The following is a 22,607-nucleotide window of genomic DNA, read 5'->3' on the forward strand; positions in this document are numbered from 1 at the left end:
TCAGCTCCCGATGCTCTGCGAATGCCGGAAGAAGTCGTCCGGGTCGTACTGCCGCTTGATGTCGAGCAGCCGGGGGTGGTTCTCGCCGTAGTACGCGGCGCCCCAGTCGGCCGGTGTCCGGGAGCTGGGGAAGTTGATGTACGAGCCGCTGGAGATGGGAGCGAGCGCCGCCGAGGCGTTGTCCGCCCAGGCGGTGATGTCCGCGACCGTCTCCGGCGCCGGCACGTCCTCGCGGACCGCCATCTGGTAGCCCGTCAGGAACCGGGCGTCGCGGTGCACATACGCGGTGTCGGTCCTGCCGACCTCGTTGGCCACCCCGCCGAGGGCGATGCACAGCAGATACCGCTCGTTGTCCCGCCGGGGGTCCCAGGCGTCGAGCAGCCGGGCGGCCTCGTCCCTGGTCACCGGCCGGTCGGTGAGCGCGTAGCTCTGCCGGGTGAAGGGGTGCCGGTGGCCGATCGCCAGCGGGTTGTGTCCGGTGCGGTGGCACTGGGCGACGGACTTGTCGTCGCACAGCCGCTCGTGCATGACCTCGCTGTACGGCAGGGGTTCGCCCACGGTCCGCTTCACCGGCCGGACGCCCACCCGCTCGGCCAGCTCGTCGAGCAGGGTCTCCAGTTCGTCCTTCGGGCCGTGATAGGCGCCCCAGACGTTGATGATCGGAGCGTCGTGCGGGCTGAACATCTGCGGCAGCACGACGAGCGACGAACCCAGGTCGTTCGGGGCGCTCGCGCACCACTCCTGCCAGGAGGTCAGGACGTCCGCTGCCTGGCCGAAGTCCCACATGGTGTCGTAGCCGACCAGCAGCGGCGCCTCGATCGGGCGGACGTCGAAGTCCACCACGATCCCGAAGTTGCCGCCCCCGCCGCCGCGCACCGCCCAGTACAGGTCCGGGTCATGGGTGTCGGAGCAGCGGATCACCCGGCCGTCGGCCAGCAGCACCCGCGCCGAGACGACCCGGTCGCTGCCGACGCCGAACTTGCGGGTCTGCCAGCCGAGTCCGCCGCCGGACAGGAATCCGCCCGCGCTCACCGTGGGGAAGGTGCCGGTGATGAGCTGGGTGCCCGTCGACTTCAGCGTGTCGAGCGCGTCCACCGACTGGGTGCCGGCGCCCAGCCGCACCGAGCCGTTGCAGACCAGCACATGGTTGATCCGGGACAGGTCGACGACCAGACCGGGGCCCGTGGACCAGCCGTTGAAGCTGTGGCCGCCGCTGCGGGTGTGCAGCGGCAGGTCGTGCTCCTGGGCGAAGCGCACACAGGCGCGCAGATCGTACGGCGATTCGCAGTAGGCGACGGCCTGCGGACCGATGACGTCGTACTCCTTGTTCTGCAACTGCCGCGCGAGGTCGTAGCCGGTGTCGGAGGGAAGGACGACGTCGCCGCGCAGCAGGGAGCGAAGTCCTTCCCATACGGCGGAGCCGGGGGCGGCGCGGAGCAGAGTCTGTTCGGTGGCCAAAGTTCGTTCCTCCCGGGAACGGTGCAGGGAGACAGCGGACCGCTCGGCGCCGCGCGCGCCGGTGCTCGCACGGGACAGGGGCTGAGCTCGGTTCCGTTCCGGCTACTTGTCGATGCCGAACTTCACGGCGACGACCTTCGAACCGCCGTGGCCGCGCTGCCGGTTGCCCTGCGGGTCGTAGAACGACGCGCCGCCGAGCCCCTCCCAGCGCGTGTCGGAGACGAACTCGCCCTCGACGTTGATGTGCGCCTCGCCGACGAGCTTGCCCGCCTCGTCGGTCGCGAGGATGTGGAAGTTGTACTCGAAGGTGTCCTCACCGGTGACGGCCCAGTTGCCCAGGCCGATGTTCTTGGTGTTGGTCTGGGTCGAGGTGACACCGCCGTCGGCGGAGAAGGAGACCAGCCCGAAGGTGGGCTCGCCGTCGTTGTCGAGTTCGGTGGTCCAGGTGCCGACCAGTCGTCCGCTCGCTTCGCTCATCGCAGCTCTCCTCCATCTGTCCGGGCGCCCGCTCAGGGCTCCGCTCCACCCCCGCGGGCGGTCGGACAGGACGCTGACAGGGCGGTCTTGAGGAGCGGTCGAACCGTCGTGCAGCCCGCCGGGCGCCGTCCCCCCGCCCGCAGTTGACCGTGATTCGAGGCGCAGGCCCGATGCTCGGGCTCGAGCGCCACTCGCGGGACGCGCTGCAGTACCACCGCCGTTGACCTGACCACGAAAGCGGGTTGTCCCGGATGAAGACGGATCTGCGCGACAAGGTAGTGCTGGTGACCGGGGCCTCCTCGGGGATCGGACGCGCGACGGCGCGGGCCTTCGGCGCGGAGGGCGCCCGGGTCGCGATCACCTACTACTCGAACCTGGCCGGCGCCGAGGAGACGGCGGCCCAGGTCACCGCCGAGGGCGGCACCCCGATGATCGTCCGCTACGACCTCAACGAGGAGCGGGTGATCCGGGAGGCCGTCGACCACGTCGTGTCCGCCTGGGGCGGCATCGACGTGCTGGTGAACAACGCCGTCGTGTGGGGGGACGCCATTCCCCGCCCCGGCCGGCCGATGCCCGCTTTCGAGGACGTCCCGGTCAAGCAGTGGCAGGAAGTGCTGCGGACCTCCGTCGACGCCGTCTACCACACGCTGCAGGCCGCGCTTCCCGCGATGCGCGGCCGTGACTGGGGCCGGGTGGTGATGCTCGGCGCGGGGCTGGCCGACGCCGGCATGGTCGGCGGCGGGGCCTACGGCGCGGCCAAGTCCGGTCTGTACGGGCTGCTCCGCAGCCTGGCCTGGGACCTGGGGCCGGAGAACATCCTGGTGAACATGGTCGTCCCGGGCCAGACCCTCACCGAGAACGTCCTGCGCAACGCCCCCGCTCCGATGCTGGAGGCGAAGGCCAAGACCCTCGCCTCCCAGCACCTCTCCACGCCGGAGGACGTCGCCAACGCGATCGTGTTCCTCGGCTCGGCCGCCAACGGGAACATCAACGGCCAGGCCGTCAGGGTCACCGGCGGATCCTGAGCCGCCTCGGGGCACCTGCCGCCTTTCAGTCCGCAATTCGGCCACCAGGCCCCACACACAGGAGGTAGACCATGGCGGAAGCCGATACCCGGCAGATCGAGCCGGAGGCCCCCGCTTACCCGATGCAGCGCACCTGCCCCTACCAGCCGCCGGAGGGCTACGAGCAGTTGCGGGAGCAGGGGCCGCTGGCCCGCGTGACGCTGTTCGACGGGCGGACGGCCTGGGTCGTGGCGGGGAACACCGAGGGCCGGGCACTGCTGCCCGACCCCCGGCTGTCCGTCGATGTCCGCAATCCCGACTTCCCGCTCATGGCACCGCGCATCGAGGCGCAGCGCCAGCGGGCGACCCCGCTGATCGGCGTGGACGACCCGGAGCACGCCCGGCAGCGGCGGATGTCCATCCCGGGCTTCGGCATCCGGCGGATCAACGCGCTGCGGCCGGAGATCGAGAAGATCGCGGACACGCTCATCGACAACATGACGGCGAAAGGCTCGTCCGCGAACCTGGTGACGGATTTCGCGCTGCCGCTGCCGTCGAAGGCGATCTGCCTGCTGCTGGGCATCCCGTACGAGGACCACGACTACTTCGCGGAACGCTCGCGGCATGTGCTCTCCTCGTCGGGCGACGAGCAGGCCGCGCAGGCCCAGCAGGCCTTCGGGGACATCCTGAAGTACCTGTACGACCTGATCGGTGAGCGGGAGGCCGATCCGCGGGACGGGCTGCTGGACGAGCTGATCACCCAGCGGTTGCTCGAAGGCGCGGTGGACCGCAACGAGTTGGCGATGATCGCCACGGTGCTGCTGGTGTCGGGCCATGAGACGACCGCGAACATGATCGGCATCAGCGTGCTCACGCTGCTCGAACACCCCGAGCAGCTGGCCGCGTTGCGTGCCGACCCGGCGCTGATGCCGGGCGCGGTCGACGAGCTGTTCCGGTTCACGTCCATCGGCGACACCCTGCCGCGGGTGGCGACGGAGGACATCGAGGTGGGCGGGCAGCTCATCAAGGCGGGCGACGGCGTCATCGTCTCCAACATGCTGATGAACCGCGACCCGTCGGCGTTCGAGAACGCCGACCAGCTGGACATCCGGCGGGCGGCCGGCCGGCATGTCGCGTTCGGCTTCGGCATCCACCAGTGCATCGGGCAGAACCTGGCGCGGGCCGAGATGGAGATCGCGCTGAACCGGCTGTTCTCCCGGCTGCCGAACCTGCGGCTGGCGATCCCCGCGAGCGAGGTGCAGGTCAAGCCCGCCTTCGTCCTGCAAGGGGTGGAAGATCTTCCGGTGACCTGGTGAGGGAGGCCTGCCATGCGTGTCAGCGTCGACAGTGAGCGGTGTGTGGGGGCCGCGTTGTGCACCATGACCGCCCCCGGCGTCTTCGAGCAGGACGACGAGGGGGTCAGCGGAGTCATCCCGGGCAGCGAGGACGGGGCCGGGGACCCGAAGGTGCACGAGGCGGTACGGGTCTGCCCGGTGCAGGCCATCTCCGTCGCCGTGGAGTGACCGCGGCCGGCGGGACGCAGTGAACGAGTGGGGTCCGGAGGTCCGGGCCCCACTTCGCGTTCGAGTGGGACTCGATTAAAACGATGGCAGTGCCTGGGTAAATAATTGGTATGGAAATCCGCAGCCTGGACGGGGACGACCCGGCCACCATCGCCGCTCTCCTCCCCGGTTTCCGGGAGACGATGAGCCTCGAACTTCCTGAAGACCCGCCGGTCACCGAGGCGTTGCTGGCCCGGCTTCTGCAGCGCAGACACGGCACCGACCGACTGGTGCTGGCCGTCTTCGACGGCGGGACGGCCGCCGGCTCCCTCAAACTCGGCCTGGATCTGGCGGAGTCCGCCGACGCCGGCCACGGATCCCTGTGGGTCTTCCCGGGATTCCGGCGCCGCGGCGCCGGCCGGCTGCTCATCGAGGCCGCCCGGAGCGAACTCGCCGACCGAGGCCGCTCCCGGCTGCTGCTGGACGCCCCGCACACCGACGCGTCGGAGAGCTTCGCCGGCGCGGTCGGTGCCCGGCGCACCGTCACCAATCTGCGCAACCGGCTGCGGCTCGACGACGCGGTCCGGGCGCGGCTGGACGGATACGCCGACGGGAAGGTGCCCGGCTACCACCTCGCGTACTGGCTCGGCGGCTGCCCCGACAACCTCGTGGACTCCTACGCGCGGGCCTGGGGCGAACTCGACGTTCAGGTCAACGGGCAGGCCAGGATCACGGCGCCGACCGCGGCCGATGTGCGCGCCCGCGAGGAGGAGGCGGTCCGCACCGGCCACCGCCAGTACACCGCGGCGGCCGTCGAGAACGGCACCGGAGCGGTCGTCGGCTACAGCACCCTCTACGTCCGCGACAGTCCGATGGCCGACGCCGGTGAGGTGCTGGTCCTGCCGGACCACCGCCGCCGCGGCATCGGCACGCTGACCAAGGCCTTCGCGACCGCCTGGGCGGCACGCGAGAACCAGCGGCTCTTCCTGGTCCAGGCATGGAACGAGAGGGAGAACGCGGCGATCGTCGCGCTCAACGGGAAGCTCGGCTTCGCGGCCGACTCGTCCTGGTCCACCTACGAGCTGAAGACCTGAGCACCACCACTGGGTTCAACCGGTCACGGGGGAGACAGGGAAGCCATGACAGTCGGATACATAGTCGGCTCGACGCCGGCAAGGGTGGGGAACGCCGAGGTGGTCCGGGAACTCTTCGAGGAGATCCTGGCCGGGCACCGGTTCGACGAGGCCGCGGAGCGGATCCGTCCCGGCTACGTCGAGCACGATCCGCTGATCGGGGCACTGCCCGGAGGCCTGGCCGGCTTCTGGCGGGTGATCGCGGCGGAGTTCGACGACCTGGAGGTGGCGGTCGAGAACCTGGTGCCGGACAACGACCGGGTCATGCTCTTCGTGACCTGGCGGGGCCGCACCCGGACCGGGGCCACGGGGACCCTGCACACCGCGGAACTCTTCCGCCTCGACGGCGGAAAGGTGGCGGAGCACTGGGCCGTGGTGGACCAGTCGGTGCTGGTGCCGCTGGGGATCGGGCCCGGGGAGGGCGGCCAGCCGGCCGGCCCCGGCCTGGTGGGGCCGCACAGCGATCTGGAGGTGGCCAACGCGGAGCTGGTGCTGGGCGCGTACCGCGTCGTGTTCAGTGAGCACCGGCTGGACCTCGCCGAGACCTACTACCACCAGAACTACGCGCACCACAATCTCAAGACGGACCAGGTCCCGGCCGGACTCGACGCCTTCAAGGCGTACTTCGCGGACAACATCGCCGCGTTCCCGGACCTGACGACCACGGTCGAGCACATCGTGGCCGACGGCGACCGGGTGATGGTCTTCGTGGTGTGGCGCGGAACGCTGACCGGCGCCTGGAGCGGCGGCGGCCCCTCGGACCGGGAACTGGTCATGCGCACCTGCGACCAGTTCCGTATCGCGGGCGGCAAGGTGGCGGAGCACTGGGAGGTCGTCGACTATCTGGCGCTGGAACAGGCCGGGCTGCCGACCCCGTGACAGGGCGCGCCCGCCGGCTGTCCGGCGGGCCGTTACCGGGTGGGCGGGCGCAGATCGGCGACGGCGTCCACGTACTTGATCAGCAGGCGGGCGAAGTCCAGCCGCTCGTGCTCGCTCCACTCGCGGGTGATGTGTTCGAACGCCTCACGCTGGTGCCGGCGGAACCGCGCGAGCATCTCGATGCCCTCGGGGGTGAGCTGCAGGATCGTGCGCCGGCCGTCGAGCTGCGAGGCGGCACGGATCAGATACCCCGTCGCGATGCAGTCGGACACCATCCGGCTCGCGACCGACGGGTCCACCGCGAGGCGTTCGGCGACCACCCCGACGGTGGTCTCCTGGCCGGGGACGTCGGCCGGGTCCTCGACGATGGCGAGCACCAGGGTCCTGGTCATGTCCTTGCGGGAGACCGGGTTCTCGACATCCAGCAGCGCGGTGCGCCGCAACCGGGAGAAGGCCGGACCCACGGCGTCCAGCAGCGCTCCGGCCTGCGCCTTCTTGGTTCCGCTCTCGGAGGTCATCCCTCCATGCTAGGCGCTGGTGAAGGTTGCGGACAGCACGTGCCTGCGCGAAAACACGTGTGTGCCGTCACGTATGCCGGGAGCGTTCCTGCGCCGTTCCGGTCCAGGCCCGGTCCAGGTGAATTCAAGGCCCGGATGGGACCGTTGGGTGCACGTGACCCGTGCGCCGCGACGGCGTGGAACGGCTCCGGGACCAGGGCGCCGTACGACTCCGCGCAGCCGCGGATATCTTGTGGACACGCATACATGTGCGTGAGAGCATGTAATTGCAGTCGCTTTCCTGGGCGGAGTCGCCGGCAGACGCCCGTGACTCGTCAAGACTTCCTAGTTGGGAGAACACCATGCGAATCGTCCGCCACTACGAACACGGAGCCCCCAAGGTTCTGCGTGTCGAAGAGGCCGATAAGCCGCAGCCCGGCCCGGGAGAGGTGCTCATCCGCGCCGAGGCCATCGGCGTCACCTTCGCCGAGGTCCAGCGCCGGCAGGGCGTCCCGATCGGCGGCCACGCCGAACTGCCCGGTGCACCCGGCGGCGACGTCGCCGGCACCGTCGAGGCGCTCGGCGAGGGCGTCACGAACGTGAAGATCGGCGACCGGGTGGTCGGCGACGTCGACACCGGTGCCTACGCCGACTTCTGCACCACCCGGGCCGACTGGCTCATCAAGATCCCGGACAGCCTGGACGCCGCCGAGGCGACCGCCCTGCCGAGCCCCGCCCAGACCGCGTACCACGCGCTCAAGGAGGCCGGCCAGCTCAAGCCCGGTGAGACCGTCCTGATCGACGCCGCCGCCGGCGGCGTCGGCCATCTCGCGGTGCAGATCGCCAAGGCGATGGGCGCCGGCAAGGTGATCGCCACCGCCAGCAGCCAGGCCAAGCTGGACTTCGTCCGCGGTCTGGGCGCCGACGTCACGATCAACTACACGGACGACGACTGGGAGGAGCAGGTCAAGGCCGCCACCGACGGTAAGGGCGCCGACGTCGTCATGGAGACGGTCGGCGGCGACATCCTCCTCAAGAGCGTCCGGCTGACCGCCACCTTCGGCCGGCTGGTCTTCTACGGATCGGCCGCGGGCAACGTCCCGGAGATCAACGTCCTGGCGCTGAGCCGGATGAAGACCATCGCGGGCTTCGCCCTGTACGCGCTGCTCTACTACAAGCCCGAGGTCATCGCCGCGGGCCAGCGCGACCTGCTCGACATGATCAGCACCGGCAAGGTCAAGCCCGTCATCCACGAGCGGCTCCCTCTGGAGGACGCCGTTCGCGCGCACGAGCTCATGGAGGCCCGCTCCCAGTTGGGCAAGGTCGTCCTCATCCCGTAACCCTCGTCCCGCGACACTCTTGAAGCTCCCCGACCGGTGCCCCGCGGCAGCTCACGGCCGCCGCGGCGGGCACCGGGCCGGGAGTCCGGCGGCCGGCCCGACCTCCCCCGTGGAAGGGCCGGCCACCGGGGCCACGCCCCAGGAAAGGGCACACCCGTGAACGACACCGAGAACGAGTCCGGCCCCCCGCCGGCCGGTACCCCCGGTCCGCCACCCCGCACCGGTCTCATCATGTTCGGCTGCCTGACCGCGGTCTTCCTGGCCCTGCTGGACGCCCAGATCATGGCCACGGCGCTGCCCCGCGTCGTCGGGGACCTCGGCGGTCTCAACGTCTTCGCCTGGGTGGCGACGGCGTACATCATCGCCAGCAGCGTCACGACCCCGCTCTACGGCAAACTCGGCGACCTGTTCGGCCGCAAAGGCGTGTTCCTCGTCGCGATCGGCATCTTCCTCGTGGGCTCCGCGGCCTGCGGCTGGGCCCAGTCGATCGAGCAACTGCTCGCCTTCCGGGTGGTGCAGGGCATCGGCGCCGGCGGTCTGTTCGTCTCCGTGCTCTCCGTCATCGGTGAGCTCTTCAGCCCGCGCGAAGGAGCCCGCTACTACGGCTACTTCTCCATCGCGTTCGCCGGCGCCGCGCTCGCCGGCCCGCCCATCGGCGGTGTGCTGACCGACGCGCTCGGCTGGCGCTGGGTCTTCTACATCAACCTGCCGGTCGGCGCCCTCGCCTTCGCCCTGGTGGCCGTCTTCCTCCGGCTGCCCGTCCGGCCGCGCCGCCCGCAGATCGACTACACCGGCTTCCTGCTGCTCAGCGCCGCCATCGTCGCCCTCACCCTGCTCACCAGCTGGGCCGGCGTGCGCTACGCCTGGGCCTCGACGACGATCCTCGGTCTGGCCGTGGTGATCGTGGTCGCGGTGGCGCTCTTCGTCCTCGTCGAGAAACGCGCGCCGGAACCCGTCATCCCGCTCCATCTGTTCCGGGACTCGACGTTCAGCATCTCCGCGGTCGTCAGCGTCGTCGCGGGCTTCGTCTTCGTCGGCTCGGTGAACTTCCTCGCGCTCTTCCTGCAAGTGGTCACCGGCGCCAGCGCGACCATGTCCGGGGTGATCCTGCTGCCCATGATGCTGGGACTGGTCGCCTCCTCGATGATCAGCGCGCGGATCATCCACCGCACCGGCAACTACAAGTGGTACCCGGCGGCGAGCATGGCCATCGGCATCGTCTCCGCCCTGCTGCTCGCCACCATGGACGCGGACACCTCGCGCGTCATGGCCACCGGCTACATGCTGCTGCTCGGCATCGCCGCGGGCCTCAACATGTCGGTGCTCACCATGGCCGCGCAGAACACCGCCCCCCGCGACGACATCGGAGCGGTCTCGGCGACCGTCTCGTTCAGTCGGATGCTCGGCGCCTCGCTCGGCATCTCCGTCTTCGCGGCGATCTTCTACAACCGCCTCACCGACGAACTCACCCAACGCGTCCCGGCCGGCGCGCTCGGCGGCACCGACAACAACTCGCTGTCGGACGCGGACGTCCTCAAGAAGCTCGGCGCCCCGGTACGGCGGGCCGTGGAACAGGCGTACGCCGCCTCCCTCACCCCGGTCTTCGTCACCGCGGCCGCGGTGCTTGCGCTGGGACTGGTGCTCTCCGTGCTCCTCAAGAACATCCCCCTGCGCACCTGGAACAACGAAGCGCCCGCCGAACAGAAGGAAGGCGCCGACCACCACTGAACCACCGTTCCCCACCTACCGAGTGCCCTGCCACCCGCGGCCACGGGAGGCAGGGCACTCGCGCGCCGCCGGAGGCACGGCCGCGCTACAGCCCGGCGCGAGCGGCGCTCGAAACCGACCCCTGATGGTGGAGCCAGGCCGATGAGCCCATGCCGGGCCGCTACGCCCACGCCAGGAACGCCGAAGAGCCGAAGAGGGGAACCGCGTCGTGGATCGGACGGAATCACCGACCAGCGTGATCGAACTGTTCACGCCGGACTTCTTCCAGGAGCCGCACACCGCGCTCGCCGATCTGCGCGGACAGGCCCCGGCCCAGCCCGTCGCCACCCCCAACGGACTGCGGACGTGGCTGGTCACCCGCTACGAGGACGCCAGGGCGCTGCTCGCCGACCCCCGGCTGAGCAAGGACATGCGCAAGGGCCAGGAACTCATACCGCGCAACTTCATCGACGAGGAGAAGCGCCAGGAGTTCCTCAAGGAGGCCGGCTCACGCCGGCAGTTCGCCCATGAACTCAGCGAGCACATGCTCGACAGCGATCAGCCCGACCACACCAGGTTGCGCCGCCTGGTGGGTCGGGCGTTCACCACCCGCCGCGTCGAGGCGCTGACCCCGCGGATCGTGGAACTCGTCGACGAACTCCTGGACGCCATCGCGCTCCAGGACCGCACCGACCTCATGGACGCACTGGCCTTCCCCGTCCCGTTCACGGTGATCTGCTGGCTGCTGGGAGTGCCGCCGGACGACCGCGCGGAGTTCCGGCGCTGGTCCAACCTGCTGGTCTCCGGCGTCGGCACCGACGAGGTGCGCGACGCCAGCGTCGCGATGGTCGACTACCTGCGGGCACTGATCGCCGAGAAGCGCGCCAACCCGGCCGACGACATGATCACCGACCTGGTGAACGCCGGCGAGGACGACGACCAGCTCAACGAGAACGAACTGATGGCCATGGCGTTCCTGCTGCTGGTCGCCGGCCACGAGACCACCGTCAACCTCATCGGCAACGGCACATACGCGCTGCTCACCCACCCGGACCAGCGCGCGAAGCTCGCCGCCGACAGCTCCCTGTGGCCGAACGCCGTCGAGGAACTGCTGCGTTTCGAGGGACCGGTCACCAACGCGACCTGGCGCTACACCACAGAACCGGTGGACGTCGGCGGAGTCCTCATCCCCGAAGGGGAGTTCGTCACGATCTCGATCGGCGCCGCCGGCCGCGACCCCTCGCACTACGAGGAGCCCGACGAGCTCGACATCACCCGCCGCGCCACCGCGGGCCTCGCCTTCGGCCACGGCATCCACCACTGCCTGGGCGCCCCGCTGGCCCGGCTCGAAGGGCAGATCGTACTGAGCCGGCTCTTCGCCCGCTTCCCCGGGCTGAGCCTCGCCGTCCCGCCCGGCGAACTGCGCTGGCGTTTCAGCCTGATGATGCGCGGTCTCGAGGAACTGCCCGTGCTGCACGGCTGACCCGCGCGCCGACCGATCCAACGCCTCACCCGACATACGCCCCCGACACAACGGAAAGAGGAAGCGACGTGGAGCGACCGAGCTGGGCACCGGCCGACGTGGACATCGAGACACCGAGCATCGCGCGGGTCTACGACTACTGGGTCGGCGGCACCCACAACTTCGAGGTCGACCGCGCTGTCGCCCGGCAGGTGGAGGAGGCCAATCCCGCGCTTCCGAAGACCTTCCGGGCCAACAGGGCGTTCCTCCGCAGGGCGGGCCGGGAGCTGGCCGGGCTCGGCATCCGGCAGTTCCTGGACGTCGGATCCGGCATCCCCGCCGAGCACAACGTGCACGACGCCGTCTTCGCGGCCGCGCCCGACAGCAAGGTGGTCTACACCGACATCGACCCCGTCGCCGTCGCGCACGGCCGGGCGATCCTCGCCGGTGAACCGCGCGCCGCGATCTTCCAGGGCGACCTGTACAAGCCGAAGGACATCTTCGAGGCGCCCGACACCGCGCGGCTCATCGACTTCGACCAGCCGGTGGGGCTGATCCTCGGCGCCGTACTGCACTTCGTGCCCGAGGAGAACGACCCGCTCGCGCTCATCCGGCAGTTCACCGACCGTCTGGTGCCCGGCAGCTACCTGGTGCTCTCGCACGCGGGCGCCGACGAGGTGCCGCAGGCCGCGCCGAACGTCGCCAAGTCCTACGGCGGCGCCGTCAGCGAGGTCATCTGGCGCAGCACCGAGCAGTTCACCGCGCTCTTCGAGGGCTTCCAGCTCATCGATCCCGGTGTCACCCCGGTGACCGTGTGGCGGCCCGACGCGGACGCGGACGTCGACGGGCTGGGCGCGGGCGCCCCCATGCTGGCGGGCGCCGCCCTCAAGCCCGTCGTCTGACAGCGCCGGCTCCGGGACCCGTGGCCGGTTCCGGGTCCCGGAGCCGGCGTCCAACGCGGGACGTCCACACCAGTGCGCTCTAGGCCGCGGCCGCGACGGCCTGTTCGTAGAGGGACCCGATCGCACTGTCGAACGCCGGGCTGTACGAGACGTCGGGGGTGTCGCCGCCCTCCTCGTAGCCGCCGATCACCCCGATGATGGTCCCCGTACCGGTGTCCGGGTCCAGGCCGGTGACCCAGGGGCTCCCGCTGGTCCCGCCGCTGTAGTCGGTGCAGGCGATCCGCAGTTGCTCGGCGGTGTACGCCGTGGCGTCGTTGTAGCAGGTGAGCGGTGCGTCCGCGGTGGACGGGTAGCCGGTGATCCGTACGGTGGTGGCCGTCGTCCCGTCGTTCTCACCGCTCCCGCTGGTGCCGATCGTGTAGCCGCCGACCACGTCCTGGACCTCACGCCCGTTCAGCGGCGCCACCTCGGCGAACGCCACGTCGAGATCCTGGTCCGCGCCGCTCGTCCAGCCCGGGGCGAGCGTCACGCTCTCCAGCGGCCAGACGCCGTACGGCGCCTCGCCGTCGTGGTAACCGGGGACGAAGACCGTGCCGCCGGTACCGCCGCTGAGACAGTGCGCCGCGGTCACCACGACGTTCTTCCCGGCGCTCTGCACCACGCTCGCCGTGCAGTAGTGGCCGCCGGACAGCCCGCCGTCGAAGAGCGCGCCGACCTGCTTGACACTCGCTGTCGCGTGCACGGTGTTCGAAACCCCGGGGATCCCGGCGAAAACACCGGGCCCGCTCACCGCTTCGGAGGCCGCGAACTGCGACTCGCCCGTCGCGACGACCACTCCGGTCCCCGCGACCGTGACGGTCAGCCAGGCCACGATCAGGACACCGGTCCTGCCCAGCAGACGGGACAGGGTACGGCCGGCTGCTCCGTACATGGGCTGCGGACGCTTTTTCATACGGCGGGCCCTCTCTCGTCGCCCCGGTCGTCCTGATCATTCCGAGCCAGTGTGAGAGTCCTGTGAGAGCGCTGTGTGAGCGTTCTGAGAAGTGCCGGCAGCGCGGCGGGGTGGCGGTATCGAATGCTCTGCTTGCACGGACGACTCCTTGAACAGATGAGCGATGCCTTACATCTGTACTTGGGCCGGGCGCTCAAACGCGTTACGCGCCTCCTTCCACCACCAGCCGAGGAGCCGGGGCGCCCTGCGCGGCACCGGGACGGTCCGCCAGCTCCCGGGCCCAGCCGGCGAGGCCCGGGATGTCGATCCCGTACGGCGCGGCGTCCCGGTAGGGGGCGATGCCGTCGGCACCCCTGCGCAACAGGGTCGCCGCGCCCGACGCGTTGCCGCGCAGCGCGTGCGTGAGCCCCACGGCGAGCTGGGCCAAGGCGCGCCACAGCGCGCGCTGCGGCTCGTCGGCGGCCTTCCACGCGTCCTCCAGCACCTCATGGGCGTGGAACGGCAGCCCGGCGTCGAAGAGTCGCTGGGCCTCGGCCAGCGACTGCCCGGGGGAGCGCGGCACCCCCTCGGGCTGCCGCTCCACGCCGGGCGCCCCGTAGGGCAGGGGCCGGCCGAGTCCGTCGCGCGGCCGTGCGTTGCGGGCCCGCCCCGACGGGTCCCGGTCGCGTTCGTCGGGCAGGGCGCTGTCGTGCTGCGGGGACTCGTCCATCCTTCGATTGTTCATCAGTTTCCGGCCCGGCGGGGTGAGGGACGGGTCGGGACATCTGGGACGGATGTCGGCCCGGAGGCCCCCAGCGGCCCCGGACTTTGCGAGTATCGCTGCCCATGAGGCCCGTCACAGTGCCCGAAACGCGATCCAGCCATGGCCGCCACCGCGCGCGGCACCGGTCCCGGCGTCGCGCTTCCGGCCGGACGGCCGCCCTGGCGGGAGTGACGGCGGTGTTGTCGCTGGCCACCGCGGCGGCCTGGTTCGGGATCGGTTCCATCGGGCCGATCGCCCCGGTCATCGGCCCCCGGTCGCAGGACCGGGCGGCCGCGGTCCCCGCCGTCGTCAGGACCGGCGCCGGGCCCCCGTCGGCGACCGTGGCGGACGCCGCCCAGGACAACGCGCCCGCCGGCCGGGAGACCGACCGGATCCCCGGTCTGGGCCCCGCCACCCTCGCGGCGATCCCCGCCGCCTCCCACCAGGTACTGCTCGCCTCGGGCCGGGCGAAGGACTCCTCCGACTCCACCGTCACCCTGTGGACCCGGGCCGCCGACGGCCGTTGGCGGGCGGGAGCCGCCTGGCCCGCGCACAACGCCCTGCGCGGCTGGACCGGCACGCACCACGAGGGCGATCTGCACAGCCCCGTGGGGATCTTCACGCTCAGCGACGCCGGCGGCTTCAAGCCCGACCCGGGCAGCAGGCTGCCGTACCACCGCTCCCAGGGCTTCACCGCGGGCGGCACCGGATTCCGCGGCGAAGCGCTGGGCGGGTCCTTCGACTACGTCATCGCCATCGACTACAACCGCGTGCCGGGCGCGTCCCCGCTGGACAGCAGACAGCCACTGGGCAAGAGCCGCGGCGGCGGCATCTGGATCCACGTCGACCACGGCGGCCCGACGCACGGCTGCGTCAGCCTCTCCGCAGCACACATGGTCGACCTGCTGCGCGCACTCGACCCGCGGAGCCACCCGGTGATCGCCATGGGCGACGGCGCCGCACTGGCGCGCTGAACCGACCCCACGGACGGTGGAAGTCCTGAGATTCGTGCCGGAGCCGGGGAACTTCACAGGCCTGGAACACGTCTGAACGGTGGGGAGTTGGAGCATGGAGAGATGGTGCGGCGGCCCGGTGGACCGGAGCCGGGATGCTGGCCGGCGTCCCGCGCCGGGCGCGGGCATGCCGGAGTTCGAGCCGGCCCTGAGGTCCCTTGGGCTCAGGGCGGCGGGCGGGGAGAATCCTGGCCGCGTCCTTGCGGGGGCGCGGCCAGGAACCTCAGAGCTTCGTTACCTTCGAGTACGGCTTGATGATCCGTACCTGGCGGGATCCGAAGTCGGCAAGCACGGCGACCTCGTCCTCGACACCGATGATTCGGCCGAGTCCATAGACGTCATGCGTTACCCGGTCACCCACCTCGAAGTTCTCGACGGGAGGGGCGACCGGAATCCGGAAGGGGCTGGCGGGCAGGTGGCGGCGGGTCACGGCTGATTTCGTCATTACCCCCAGTATGGCCCCTCGCAGGCCCCTACGGTCCTCCCAGCCGGTTCGCTTTCTTCCGGACGGCCGTCGTGGAGTACCGCCCGGTAGGCGGCTGATGATGCCCGGCGGGGCCATCTGCTGAGTTCATCGCGGCAGCGGTCACTGAGTGTTGATCACCGGTGACGCCCTTCGGCGCCTCTGCCGGATCTTCCGATTTCCGCCGGCGCGACATCTGTCCACGCCGGAACACTCCTGTACAGCACCGCATTGGCTACCGTCAGTAGGGAACTATCACCCTCGGTGTCCGGTATGCCCGCGCCCTAGACAAGCCGCTGCAGATAGCCGTTGGCCACTAGCCACATGACGTTGAGGGCGGTGGGGGAGCCGGGCACGAGGGCCGCGTCCAGCTGGTACTGCAGGCCGTAGCCGGGCTGTGCGAACCAGGGCGCGATCGGTCCCGCGTCGACGGTGAAGGGCTTGAGGACGCGGTAGTCGTGGTAGTTGCAACCGGCCGCGGGAGTGCCGTCCAGGCTCTGCGGCGGGATGGAGCGGTTGGCGTACGGCAGGCCCTCGGGTGCGAGGAAGGAGCCGTACTCACTGCCGAACCGGTCGATGTCCTGGCCGGGGACCAGGGTCTGGTGCCACTCGACGGGCCGGCCGTCGGGGCCGATGACGTAGCCGTTCTGAGGCGGGTAGATCCAACTGGTTCCGGTGTTGTACGTCGACAGGAACGCCTGCTCGGACAGCCCGCCGGTGCGCTGGTACAGGAACAGCTCGTTCCCCACGGCGCCCCTGGTGGGCAGTACCTCCGGGCCGAGCCGCGGGTCTCCTGCGAAGAAGGACGCCGAGCACTCGGTCCGTGCGGTGCCGGCGTTCGCCGGCTCGGTGGTGGCAGCGGCGGCGCCGGCGGTGGTGGCGAGCAACGCTCCCGCCACCAGTGAAACGAACAGCTGACGCAGTTTCATATCTCCCCCTGGTCAATCCGGTTGGTAACAGGTTGCAACCAGAGGATCACAGCAGACGCGGGGGTGGGCGGGCAATGGCGCCTAAGCGTTCGAACGGCGGCGAGGGGGCCGGGATCGGCGGCCTACCCCGAAAGCACCCGCGCCCGGCACTCCGACGGTGTGCCCCACGCAGTGCGCAGCGCCGTCGCCTTGCCGATCCACAACGACAGGTCGTACTCGGAGGTGTAGCCGATCGCCCCGTGCAGCTGCAGCGCCACGCGGGCCGCCGCGTACGCCGCCTCGCCGCAGGCGACCTTGGCGGCGGCGATGTCGCGGCCCGCGCCCGGCGAGCCGCCGGCCAGCGCCACCGCCGCGCCGTAAAGGAGGGGACGGGCGAACTCCAGACCGAGGAGGGCGTTCGCGAGCTGGTGCTTGACGGCTTGGAAGCCGCCGATGGCGGTGCCGAACTGGGTGCGCTGCTTTACGTAGGCCACCGTCCGTTCCATCAGGGCGAGGCCGGTGCCCAGGGACTGGGCGGCGGTCGCGAAGGAGGCCCAGTCGGCCGCCTGGCGCACAGCGTCCCGTACCGCGGGGCCGGTGACGAGCGGTTCGCCCCCTGTGGGGCGGGCGAGCCGGCGCGCGGGGTCGAGCGAGGCGCGGACCGGCCCGTGGCCGGCCGCGACCGCGACGGCGAGGCCGTCCGCCACGACATGGAAGACCGCGTCAGCGGCATCCGCGTCCAGGGCGTACGAGCCGGCCGGCGCCGGCGCCAGCGTCACGAGCACCTCGCCGGAGGCGATGCGCGGCAGCCACTCCTTCGCCGGACCGCGGTCCCCGAGGCTCCGCAGGAGAGCGCAGACGGCGACGGTCTCCGCCAGCGGCCCCGGTACCGCGTGCCGGCCCAGCTCCACGAAAGCGGCGGCGATTTCGACGGGGAGCGGTCCGAGGCCGTCGTACTCCTCGGGCACCGCCAGGGCGAAGACGCCGGTCCCGGCGAGACGCTCCCACAGGGCGCGGCCCGGGCCGTGGTCGCCCGCCGACCAGGCGCGGACGGCGGCCGGGGGTCCGCCGCGGCCAGCAGCTGGTCCAGGGTGCGGACGAAGGCGGTCTGTTCCGCGTCGAGCAGGAACCGCATCACCGGCGTCCCTTCGGGAGGCCGAGCAGCCGCTCGGCGATGATGTCGCGCTGGATCTCGTTGGTGCCGGCGTAGATGGGTCCGGCGAGGGCGAAGACGTATCCCTCCGCCCACCCGCCGTCGCCGCCGTCCCCGTCGGTGAGCTCGCCGTCGGCGCCGAGCAGGTCGAGGGCGGTCTCGTGGAGCCGGATGTCGAGTTCGGACCAGAAGACCTTGTTGAGGCTGGACTCGGCGCCGATGTCCCCGCCCTCCGCGAGCCGGGAGGCGTTGCCGAAGGTGAAGAGCTGGTAGGCGCGGGCGCCGATCACCGCGTCGGCGACCCGGTCGCGCAGCGCCGTGTCCCGGGGGTCCGCCCGCTCCCGCCACAGGGCGGTCAGCCGGTCGGTGGCGGCCAGGAAGCGGCCGGGGCTGCGCAGGGTGAGGCCGCGCTCGTTGCCCGCCGTGCTCATCGCGACGCGCCAGCCCTGGCCGGGCGCGCCGATGACGTCCTCGTCGGGGACGAAGACGTCGTCCAGGAAGAGCTCGGCGAAGGCGGGCTTGCCGTCGAGCCGTCCGATGGGCCGTACCGTCACGCCCGGCGCGTCCAGGGCGAACATCAGGTACGTCAGTCCGCGGTGCGGCCGGTCCGCCGCCGGGTCGCTGCGGAAGAGGCCGAACGCGCGGTCGGCGAAGGCGGCGCGGGACGACCAGGTCTTCTGGCCGTTCAGCAGCCAGCCGCCGTCGGCGCGGGTGGCGGTGGAGCGCAGTGAGGCCAGGTCGCTGCCCGCTTCCGGTTCCGACCAGGCCTGCGCCCAGATCGTCGCGCCGCTCGCCATGGCGGGCAGGATGCGGGCGCGCTGCTCGTCGGTGCCGTGCTCGAAGAGGGTCGGGGCGAGCAGGTTGATGCCGTTCTGGCTGACGCGGCCGGGCGCGTTCGCCGCGTAGTACTCCTCCTCGAAGACCAGCCAGCGCAGGATCGAGGCGCCCCGGCCGCCGTACTCTTCGGGCCAGGACACCACCGACCAGCGGGCGTCCGACAGCTCGCGCTCCCATGCGCGGTGGGCGGCGAAGCCCTCGGCGGTCTCCAGTGAGGGCAGCGCGGTGGCGGGAACGTGCGCGGCGAGCCAGGCGCGGGCCTCGGCCCGGAACGCGTCCTCCCCGGGCGTGAAGTCGAGGTCCATCGGATTCCGTCCTCCCCTGACGAGCCTTCCCTAACAAGTGTTTGGTAGATTAACGTACGCCCCGTCAGCCGTCGAGGAGGAGTTCCGCGTATGACCGCGAACCTGGGTACCCCGCCCCCTATCCGCAGGGGCACGACCTCCTGGCCGGGCGCACCGCCGTCGTCACAGCGGCGGCGGGCGCCGGCATCGGCGGCGCCACCGCGCGCCGGCTGCTGGAGGAGGGGGCGAGCATCGTCATCGGCGACGCGCACCCCCGCCGGATCAAGGAGTCCGCCGAGGCGCTGGCAGCGGAGTTCGGCGCGGACCGGGTGGCCGGCCTGGCCTGCGACGTGACCAGCGAGGACGACGTCAGCGCGCTGTTCGACCTCGCCGAGGAGCGGCACGGACGGCTCGACATCCTCGTCAACAACGCGGGCCTCGGCGGGACCACCGAGCTCGTCGACATGACGGACGAGCAGTGGTCCAAGGTCCTCGACGTCACCCTCGGCGGCACGTTCCGCTGCACCCGTGCCGCACTGCGCCGGATGCGGCGGGCAGGCAGCGGCGGCGTCATCGTCAACAACGCCTCCGTGGTGGGCTGGCGCGCCCAGGCGGGGCAGGCGCACTACGCCGCCGCCAAGGCGGGCGTCATGGCGCTCACCCGCTGCGCCGCCGTCGAGGCGGCCGCGTACGGGGTCAGGGTCAACGCGGTCTCGCCCAGCCTGGCCATGCACCCGCACCTCGCGAAGGTCACCACCCCCGAACTGCTCGCCGAACTGACCGAGCGGGAGGCCTACGGGCGGTACGCCGAACCGTGGGAGATCGCCAACGTGATCGTCTTCCTGGCCAGCGGCTACTCCTCGTACCTGACCGGCGAGACCGTGTCGGCCAGCAGCCAGCACGCGTGAGGCGAGAATGATCCGGTGCCGAAAAGCAGCCAGAGCAGCAAGAGCAAGAAGACGACGATGACCGCCGCCCCCGAGCGCCGCGGCGAACTCCTGGCGACCGCGGCCGAGGTGTTCGCCGCGCAGGGCTACAACGCGACGACCGTCCGGCGGATCGCGGACGAGGCGGGCATGCTCGCGGGCAGCCTCTACTACCACTTCGACTCCAAGGAATCGATGGTCGACGAGATCCTCTCGACCTTCCTCAACGAACTGTGGGCCGGGTACGACGAGGTGCTGGCCGCCGGCCTCGGGCCCAGGGAGACCATCGAGGCCCTGGTCACGCAGTCCTTCAAGGAGATCGACCGGCACCGGGCGGCGGTGGCGATCTACCAGAAGGAAGCCAGGCACCTGGCCGCCCAGCCGCGCTTCGGCTATCTCGCCGACTCGCAGGTGAAGTTCGAACGGGCCTGGCTGGGGACGCTGGAGCGCGGGGTGGCCGCCGGAGTCTTCCGCGCCGACCTCGACGTACGGCTCACCTACCGGTTCGTCCGCGACACCGTCTGGGTCGCGGCCTCCTGGTACCGGCCGGGCGGACAGCACAGCCCGGAGGAGATCGCCCGGCAGTACCTGTCGATGGTGCTGGACGGTGTGGCCGTCCGGAGCTGACGGGGACGGCCTACCGGGGCGACCGATCTGGACAACCGACATGGACAAAGCGACATTCGAGAAGGACACCGAGGAGTAGTCATGGCCGAGGCCTACATCGTCGAAGCGGTCCGCACCCCGATCGGCAGGCGCAAGGGCGGACTGTCCGCCGTGCACCCCGCCGACCTCGGCGCGCATGTCCTCAAGGCGCTCATGGAGCGTTCGGGAGCCGACCCGGCGGCGGTCGAGGACGTGGTGTTCGGCTGCCTGGACACCGTCGGCCCGCAGGCCGGCGACATCGCCAGGACGGCCTGGCTGGCGGCGGGCCTTCCCGAGGAGGTGCCGGGGGTGACCGTCGACCGGCAGTGCGGCTCCTCCCAGCAGGCCGTGCACTTCGCCGCCCAGGCGGTGCTCTCCGGCACCAGCGACCTGGTGGTCGCGGGCGGCACCCAGAACATGTCGATGATCCCGATCGCCTTCGCCAGCCGGCAGGCCGCCGACCCGCTCGGTCTCACCGAGGGCCCGTTCGCCGGCTCCGAGGGCTGGCGGGCCCGCTACGGAGACCAGCCCGTCAACCAGTTCCACGGCGCCGAGCTGATCGCCGACAAGTGGGGCATCACCCGCGAGGCGATGGAGGAGCTGGCACTGCGCTCCCACCAGCGGGCGCTGCGCGCCATCGACGAGGGCCGGTTCGACCGTGAACTCGTCGCGTACGGCGAGGTGACCACCGACGAGGGACCGCGCCGGGACACCAGCCTGGAGAAGATGGCGGCCCTCAAACCGGTGGTCGAGGGCGGCAGGATCACCGCCGCCGTCTCCTCGCAGGTCTCCGACGGCGCCTCGGCGCTGCTGATCGCCTCCGAGCGCGCGGTCGCCGAGCACGGTCTGACGCCGCGGGCCCGGATCCACCATCTGTCCTGCCGCGGCGAGGACCCGATCCGGATGCTGTCCGCGCCCATCCCCGCGACCGCGTACGCGCTGAAGAAGACCGGGCTGTCCATGGACGACATCGACCTGGTGGAGATCAACGAGGCCTTCGCCCCCGTCGTGCTCGCCTGGCTCAAGGAGACCGGCACCGACCCCGGGAAGGTCAACGTCAACGGGGGCGCCATCGCCCTGGGCCACCCGCTCGGTGCCACCGGCACCAAGCTGATGACGACGCTGCTCCACGAGCTGGAGCGCACCGGCGGCCGGTACGGCCTGCAGACCATGTGCGAGGGCGGCGGCCAGGCGAACGTCACCATCATCGAGCGGCTGTAGCGCCCGTTCCGGAACGGGGCCGGGGCCGGGCAATTCGTTCGACGGCTTCCGGCCCCGGTGGCAGGCTCCCGGTATGACGTCGACCTCCGCCGCGCCGCGTGACCTGCGCGCGCTGCCCAAGGCCCATCTGCACGTTCACCTGGAAAGCACCGTGCGGTGGCCGACCCTGGCGGAGATCGGCGCCGCGAACGGTGTGGAGATCCCCGCGCATCTGGTGGACGGCGGACACGCCTTCGAGAGCTTCGCGGACTTCTTCGCGCAGAACGACCTGGTCCGGTCGTGCCTCCGCCGGCCGGCGGACTTCCACCGGATCGCCTACGAGTTCTGCGAGGACGAGGCGGCCAGCGGCAGCCGCTACGCGGAGGTGTCCTTCACCGCCGCGGGCCACGGGGAACGGCTCGGCGATCTCGACATGCCGCTGGTGAGCGTGCTGGCAGGGCTGGCCGCGGGACAGGAGGCGTTCGGCATCGAGTGCCGGGTGCTGCTCGACCACTCCCGCCGCCGTTCGGTGGAGCGCGCCTGGCGCACCCTGGAACTCGCCGAACGCCACACCGGGGCCGGCGTGGTGGGCATCGGGGTCGCGGGTGACGAGGCGCACCCCGTCGAACCGTTCGCGGAGGTCTTCGTCGCCGCCCGCAAGGCCGGACTGCACATCGTGCACCACGCGGGCGAGGCCTGCGGTCCGGAGAGCATCCGCGCCGCCCTGGACACCGGGGGAGCCGAGCGGATCGGACACAGCATCCGGATCCTGGACGACGAGGCACTCGTCGCCGAGGTGCGGGAGCGGCGGATCCCGCTCGAGGTGTGCCCGTCGTCGAACGTCGCCCTCGGCTTCGCGGCGTCGCTGCGCGCGCACCCGCTGGAGCGGATGCGCGCGGCCGGGCTGTTCGTCACGCTCAGCACCGACATCCCGTCGATGATCAACGTGTCACTGGCCCGCGAGTACGAACTCGTCCGCGACGCCTTCGGCTACGACGACGAGGTGCTGGCCGAACTGGCCCGCGCCGGAGTGGACGCCTCGTTCGCGCCGGACGGCACCAAGGCGCGGCTGCGGGCGGCGATCGACGACTGGCTGGCCCAGGACGCCTGACGGGTCCCTGGG

General features: G+C 71.2%; 21 protein-coding genes and 2 pseudogenes. 14 read left to right on the plus strand and 9 right to left on the minus strand.

Annotation, left to right across the window (positions count from 1 at the left end; translation table 11 throughout):
- Together LNW72_RS35300 and LNW72_RS35305 are read right to left on the minus strand one after the other, a co-directional pair.
- Positions 1-1,458, minus strand: coding sequence for an FAD-binding oxidoreductase (locus LNW72_RS35300; RefSeq protein ID WP_250979105.1), 1,458 nt, complete (start codon positions 1,456-1,458; stop codon positions 1-3).
- A 102-nt stretch (positions 1,459-1,560) separates the two neighbouring features.
- Positions 1,561-1,935, minus strand: coding sequence for a hypothetical protein (locus tag LNW72_RS35305; RefSeq protein ID WP_250979106.1), 375 nt, complete (start codon positions 1,933-1,935; stop codon positions 1,561-1,563).
- 251 nt (positions 1,936-2,186) lie between these two features.
- Between LNW72_RS35305 and LNW72_RS35310 the strand changes: the two genes are divergently transcribed.
- From LNW72_RS35310 to LNW72_RS35330, 5 genes are all read left to right on the plus strand, one after another.
- Positions 2,187-2,960, plus strand: coding sequence for an SDR family oxidoreductase (locus LNW72_RS35310; protein ID WP_250979107.1), 774 nt, complete (start codon positions 2,187-2,189; stop codon positions 2,958-2,960).
- Between the two features lie 71 nt (positions 2,961-3,031).
- Entirely contained in the window at positions 3,032-4,255 is a 1,224-nt protein-coding gene (locus tag LNW72_RS35315) for a cytochrome P450 (protein WP_250979108.1), read from the plus strand.
- A gap of 12 nt (positions 4,256-4,267) precedes the next feature.
- Positions 4,268-4,462, plus strand: a complete 195-nt coding sequence (locus LNW72_RS35320; RefSeq protein ID WP_250979109.1) for a ferredoxin — start codon at positions 4,268-4,270, stop codon at positions 4,460-4,462.
- Positions 4,463-4,572: 110 nt separating this feature from the next.
- On the plus strand, positions 4,573-5,535 hold the full coding sequence (locus LNW72_RS35325; RefSeq protein WP_250979110.1) for a GNAT family N-acetyltransferase: 963 nt from the start codon (positions 4,573-4,575) through the stop codon (positions 5,533-5,535).
- A gap of 45 nt (positions 5,536-5,580) precedes the next feature.
- Complete coding sequence (locus LNW72_RS35330; RefSeq protein ID WP_250979111.1) at positions 5,581-6,453, plus strand: ester cyclase family protein; 873 nt, start codon at positions 5,581-5,583, stop codon at positions 6,451-6,453.
- Positions 6,454-6,485: 32 nt separating this feature from the next.
- Here LNW72_RS35330 and LNW72_RS35335 read toward each other — a convergent pair whose 3' ends face one another.
- The gene (locus LNW72_RS35335) at positions 6,486-6,971 is read right to left on the minus strand and encodes a MarR family winged helix-turn-helix transcriptional regulator (protein WP_250979112.1); all 486 of its coding nucleotides are present in this window, start codon (positions 6,969-6,971) and stop codon (positions 6,486-6,488) included.
- Positions 6,972-7,312: 341 nt separating this feature from the next.
- Here LNW72_RS35335 and LNW72_RS35340 point away from each other — a divergent pair, with 341 nt between their 5' ends.
- The 4 genes from LNW72_RS35340 to LNW72_RS35355 all read left to right on the plus strand — a co-directional run bounded on the left by LNW72_RS35340 (position 7,313) and on the right by LNW72_RS35355 (position 12,361).
- Positions 7,313-8,290 carry an NADPH:quinone oxidoreductase family protein gene (locus tag LNW72_RS35340; protein WP_250979113.1) on the plus strand — a complete coding sequence of 326 codons (978 nt, stop codon included), beginning with the start codon at positions 7,313-7,315 and terminating at the stop codon, positions 8,288-8,290.
- 156 nt (positions 8,291-8,446) lie between these two features.
- Positions 8,447-10,018: an MDR family MFS transporter gene (locus LNW72_RS35345; protein WP_250979114.1), complete on the plus strand. Its 1,572-nt coding sequence runs from the start codon at positions 8,447-8,449 to the stop codon at positions 10,016-10,018.
- 208 nt (positions 10,019-10,226) lie between these two features.
- Positions 10,227-11,480, plus strand: a complete 1,254-nt coding sequence (locus LNW72_RS35350; RefSeq protein ID WP_250979115.1) for a cytochrome P450 — start codon at positions 10,227-10,229, stop codon at positions 11,478-11,480.
- A gap of 68 nt (positions 11,481-11,548) precedes the next feature.
- Positions 11,549-12,361 (plus strand): SAM-dependent methyltransferase, encoded by an 813-nt coding sequence (locus LNW72_RS35355; RefSeq protein WP_250979116.1) that lies wholly within the window; start codon positions 11,549-11,551, stop codon positions 12,359-12,361.
- A gap of 79 nt (positions 12,362-12,440) precedes the next feature.
- Here LNW72_RS35355 and LNW72_RS35360 read toward each other — a convergent pair whose 3' ends face one another.
- Together LNW72_RS35360 and LNW72_RS35365 are read right to left on the minus strand one after the other, a co-directional pair.
- Positions 12,441-13,313: a trypsin-like serine protease gene (locus LNW72_RS35360; protein WP_250979117.1), complete on the minus strand. Its 873-nt coding sequence runs from the start codon at positions 13,311-13,313 to the stop codon at positions 12,441-12,443.
- 202 nt (positions 13,314-13,515) lie between these two features.
- A complete protein-coding gene (locus tag LNW72_RS35365; RefSeq protein WP_250979118.1) occupies positions 13,516-14,022 on the minus strand; it encodes a DUF309 domain-containing protein in 507 nt (168 codons plus the stop codon).
- 221 nt (positions 14,023-14,243) lie between these two features.
- Between LNW72_RS35365 and LNW72_RS35370 the strand changes: the two genes are divergently transcribed.
- A complete protein-coding gene (locus LNW72_RS35370) occupies positions 14,244-15,029 on the plus strand; it encodes a L,D-transpeptidase family protein (RefSeq protein ID WP_250979119.1) in 786 nt (261 codons plus the stop codon).
- Positions 15,030-15,291: 262 nt separating this feature from the next.
- On the opposite strand, the gene LNW72_RS35375 is transcribed toward LNW72_RS35370, so the two are convergent.
- From LNW72_RS35375 to LNW72_RS35390, 4 genes and pseudogenes are all read right to left on the minus strand, one after another.
- Positions 15,292-15,513: a hypothetical protein gene (locus tag LNW72_RS35375; RefSeq protein ID WP_138354203.1), complete on the minus strand. Its 222-nt coding sequence runs from the start codon at positions 15,511-15,513 to the stop codon at positions 15,292-15,294.
- A 302-nt stretch (positions 15,514-15,815) separates the two neighbouring features.
- Positions 15,816-16,460, minus strand: a complete 645-nt coding sequence (locus LNW72_RS35380; protein WP_250979120.1) for a TNT domain-containing protein — start codon at positions 16,458-16,460, stop codon at positions 15,816-15,818.
- 122 nt (positions 16,461-16,582) lie between these two features.
- A pseudogene (locus LNW72_RS35385) lies at positions 16,583-17,574 on the minus strand (acyl-CoA dehydrogenase family protein).
- Positions 17,574-18,734, minus strand: coding sequence for an acyl-CoA dehydrogenase family protein (locus LNW72_RS35390; protein ID WP_250979121.1), 1,161 nt, complete (start codon positions 18,732-18,734; stop codon positions 17,574-17,576). Before LNW72_RS35390 ends, LNW72_RS35385 begins: the two are co-directional and overlap by 1 nt.
- A 116-nt stretch (positions 18,735-18,850) precedes the next feature.
- Here LNW72_RS35390 and LNW72_RS35395 point away from each other — a divergent pair.
- The 4 genes and pseudogenes from LNW72_RS35395 to add form a co-directional block, all read left to right on the plus strand.
- Positions 18,851-19,621, plus strand: a pseudogene (locus LNW72_RS35395) (SDR family oxidoreductase); the annotation flags it as partial.
- A 57-nt stretch (positions 19,622-19,678) separates the two neighbouring features.
- The gene (locus tag LNW72_RS35400; protein WP_138354248.1) at positions 19,679-20,266 is read left to right on the plus strand and encodes a TetR/AcrR family transcriptional regulator; all 588 of its coding nucleotides are present in this window, start codon (positions 19,679-19,681) and stop codon (positions 20,264-20,266) included.
- 81 nt (positions 20,267-20,347) lie between these two features.
- Positions 20,348-21,505, plus strand: coding sequence for an acetyl-CoA C-acetyltransferase (locus LNW72_RS35405; RefSeq protein ID WP_250979122.1), 1,158 nt, complete (start codon positions 20,348-20,350; stop codon positions 21,503-21,505).
- 73 nt (positions 21,506-21,578) lie between these two features.
- Positions 21,579-22,595: an adenosine deaminase gene (gene add, locus LNW72_RS35410; RefSeq protein WP_250979123.1), complete on the plus strand. Its 1,017-nt coding sequence runs from the start codon at positions 21,579-21,581 to the stop codon at positions 22,593-22,595.
- The last annotated feature ends 12 nt before the right edge of the window (positions 22,596-22,607 follow it).

This window comes from Streptomyces sp. RKAG293 (assembly GCF_023701745.1).
Taxonomy (GTDB): domain Bacteria; phylum Actinomycetota; class Actinomycetes; order Streptomycetales; family Streptomycetaceae; genus Actinacidiphila.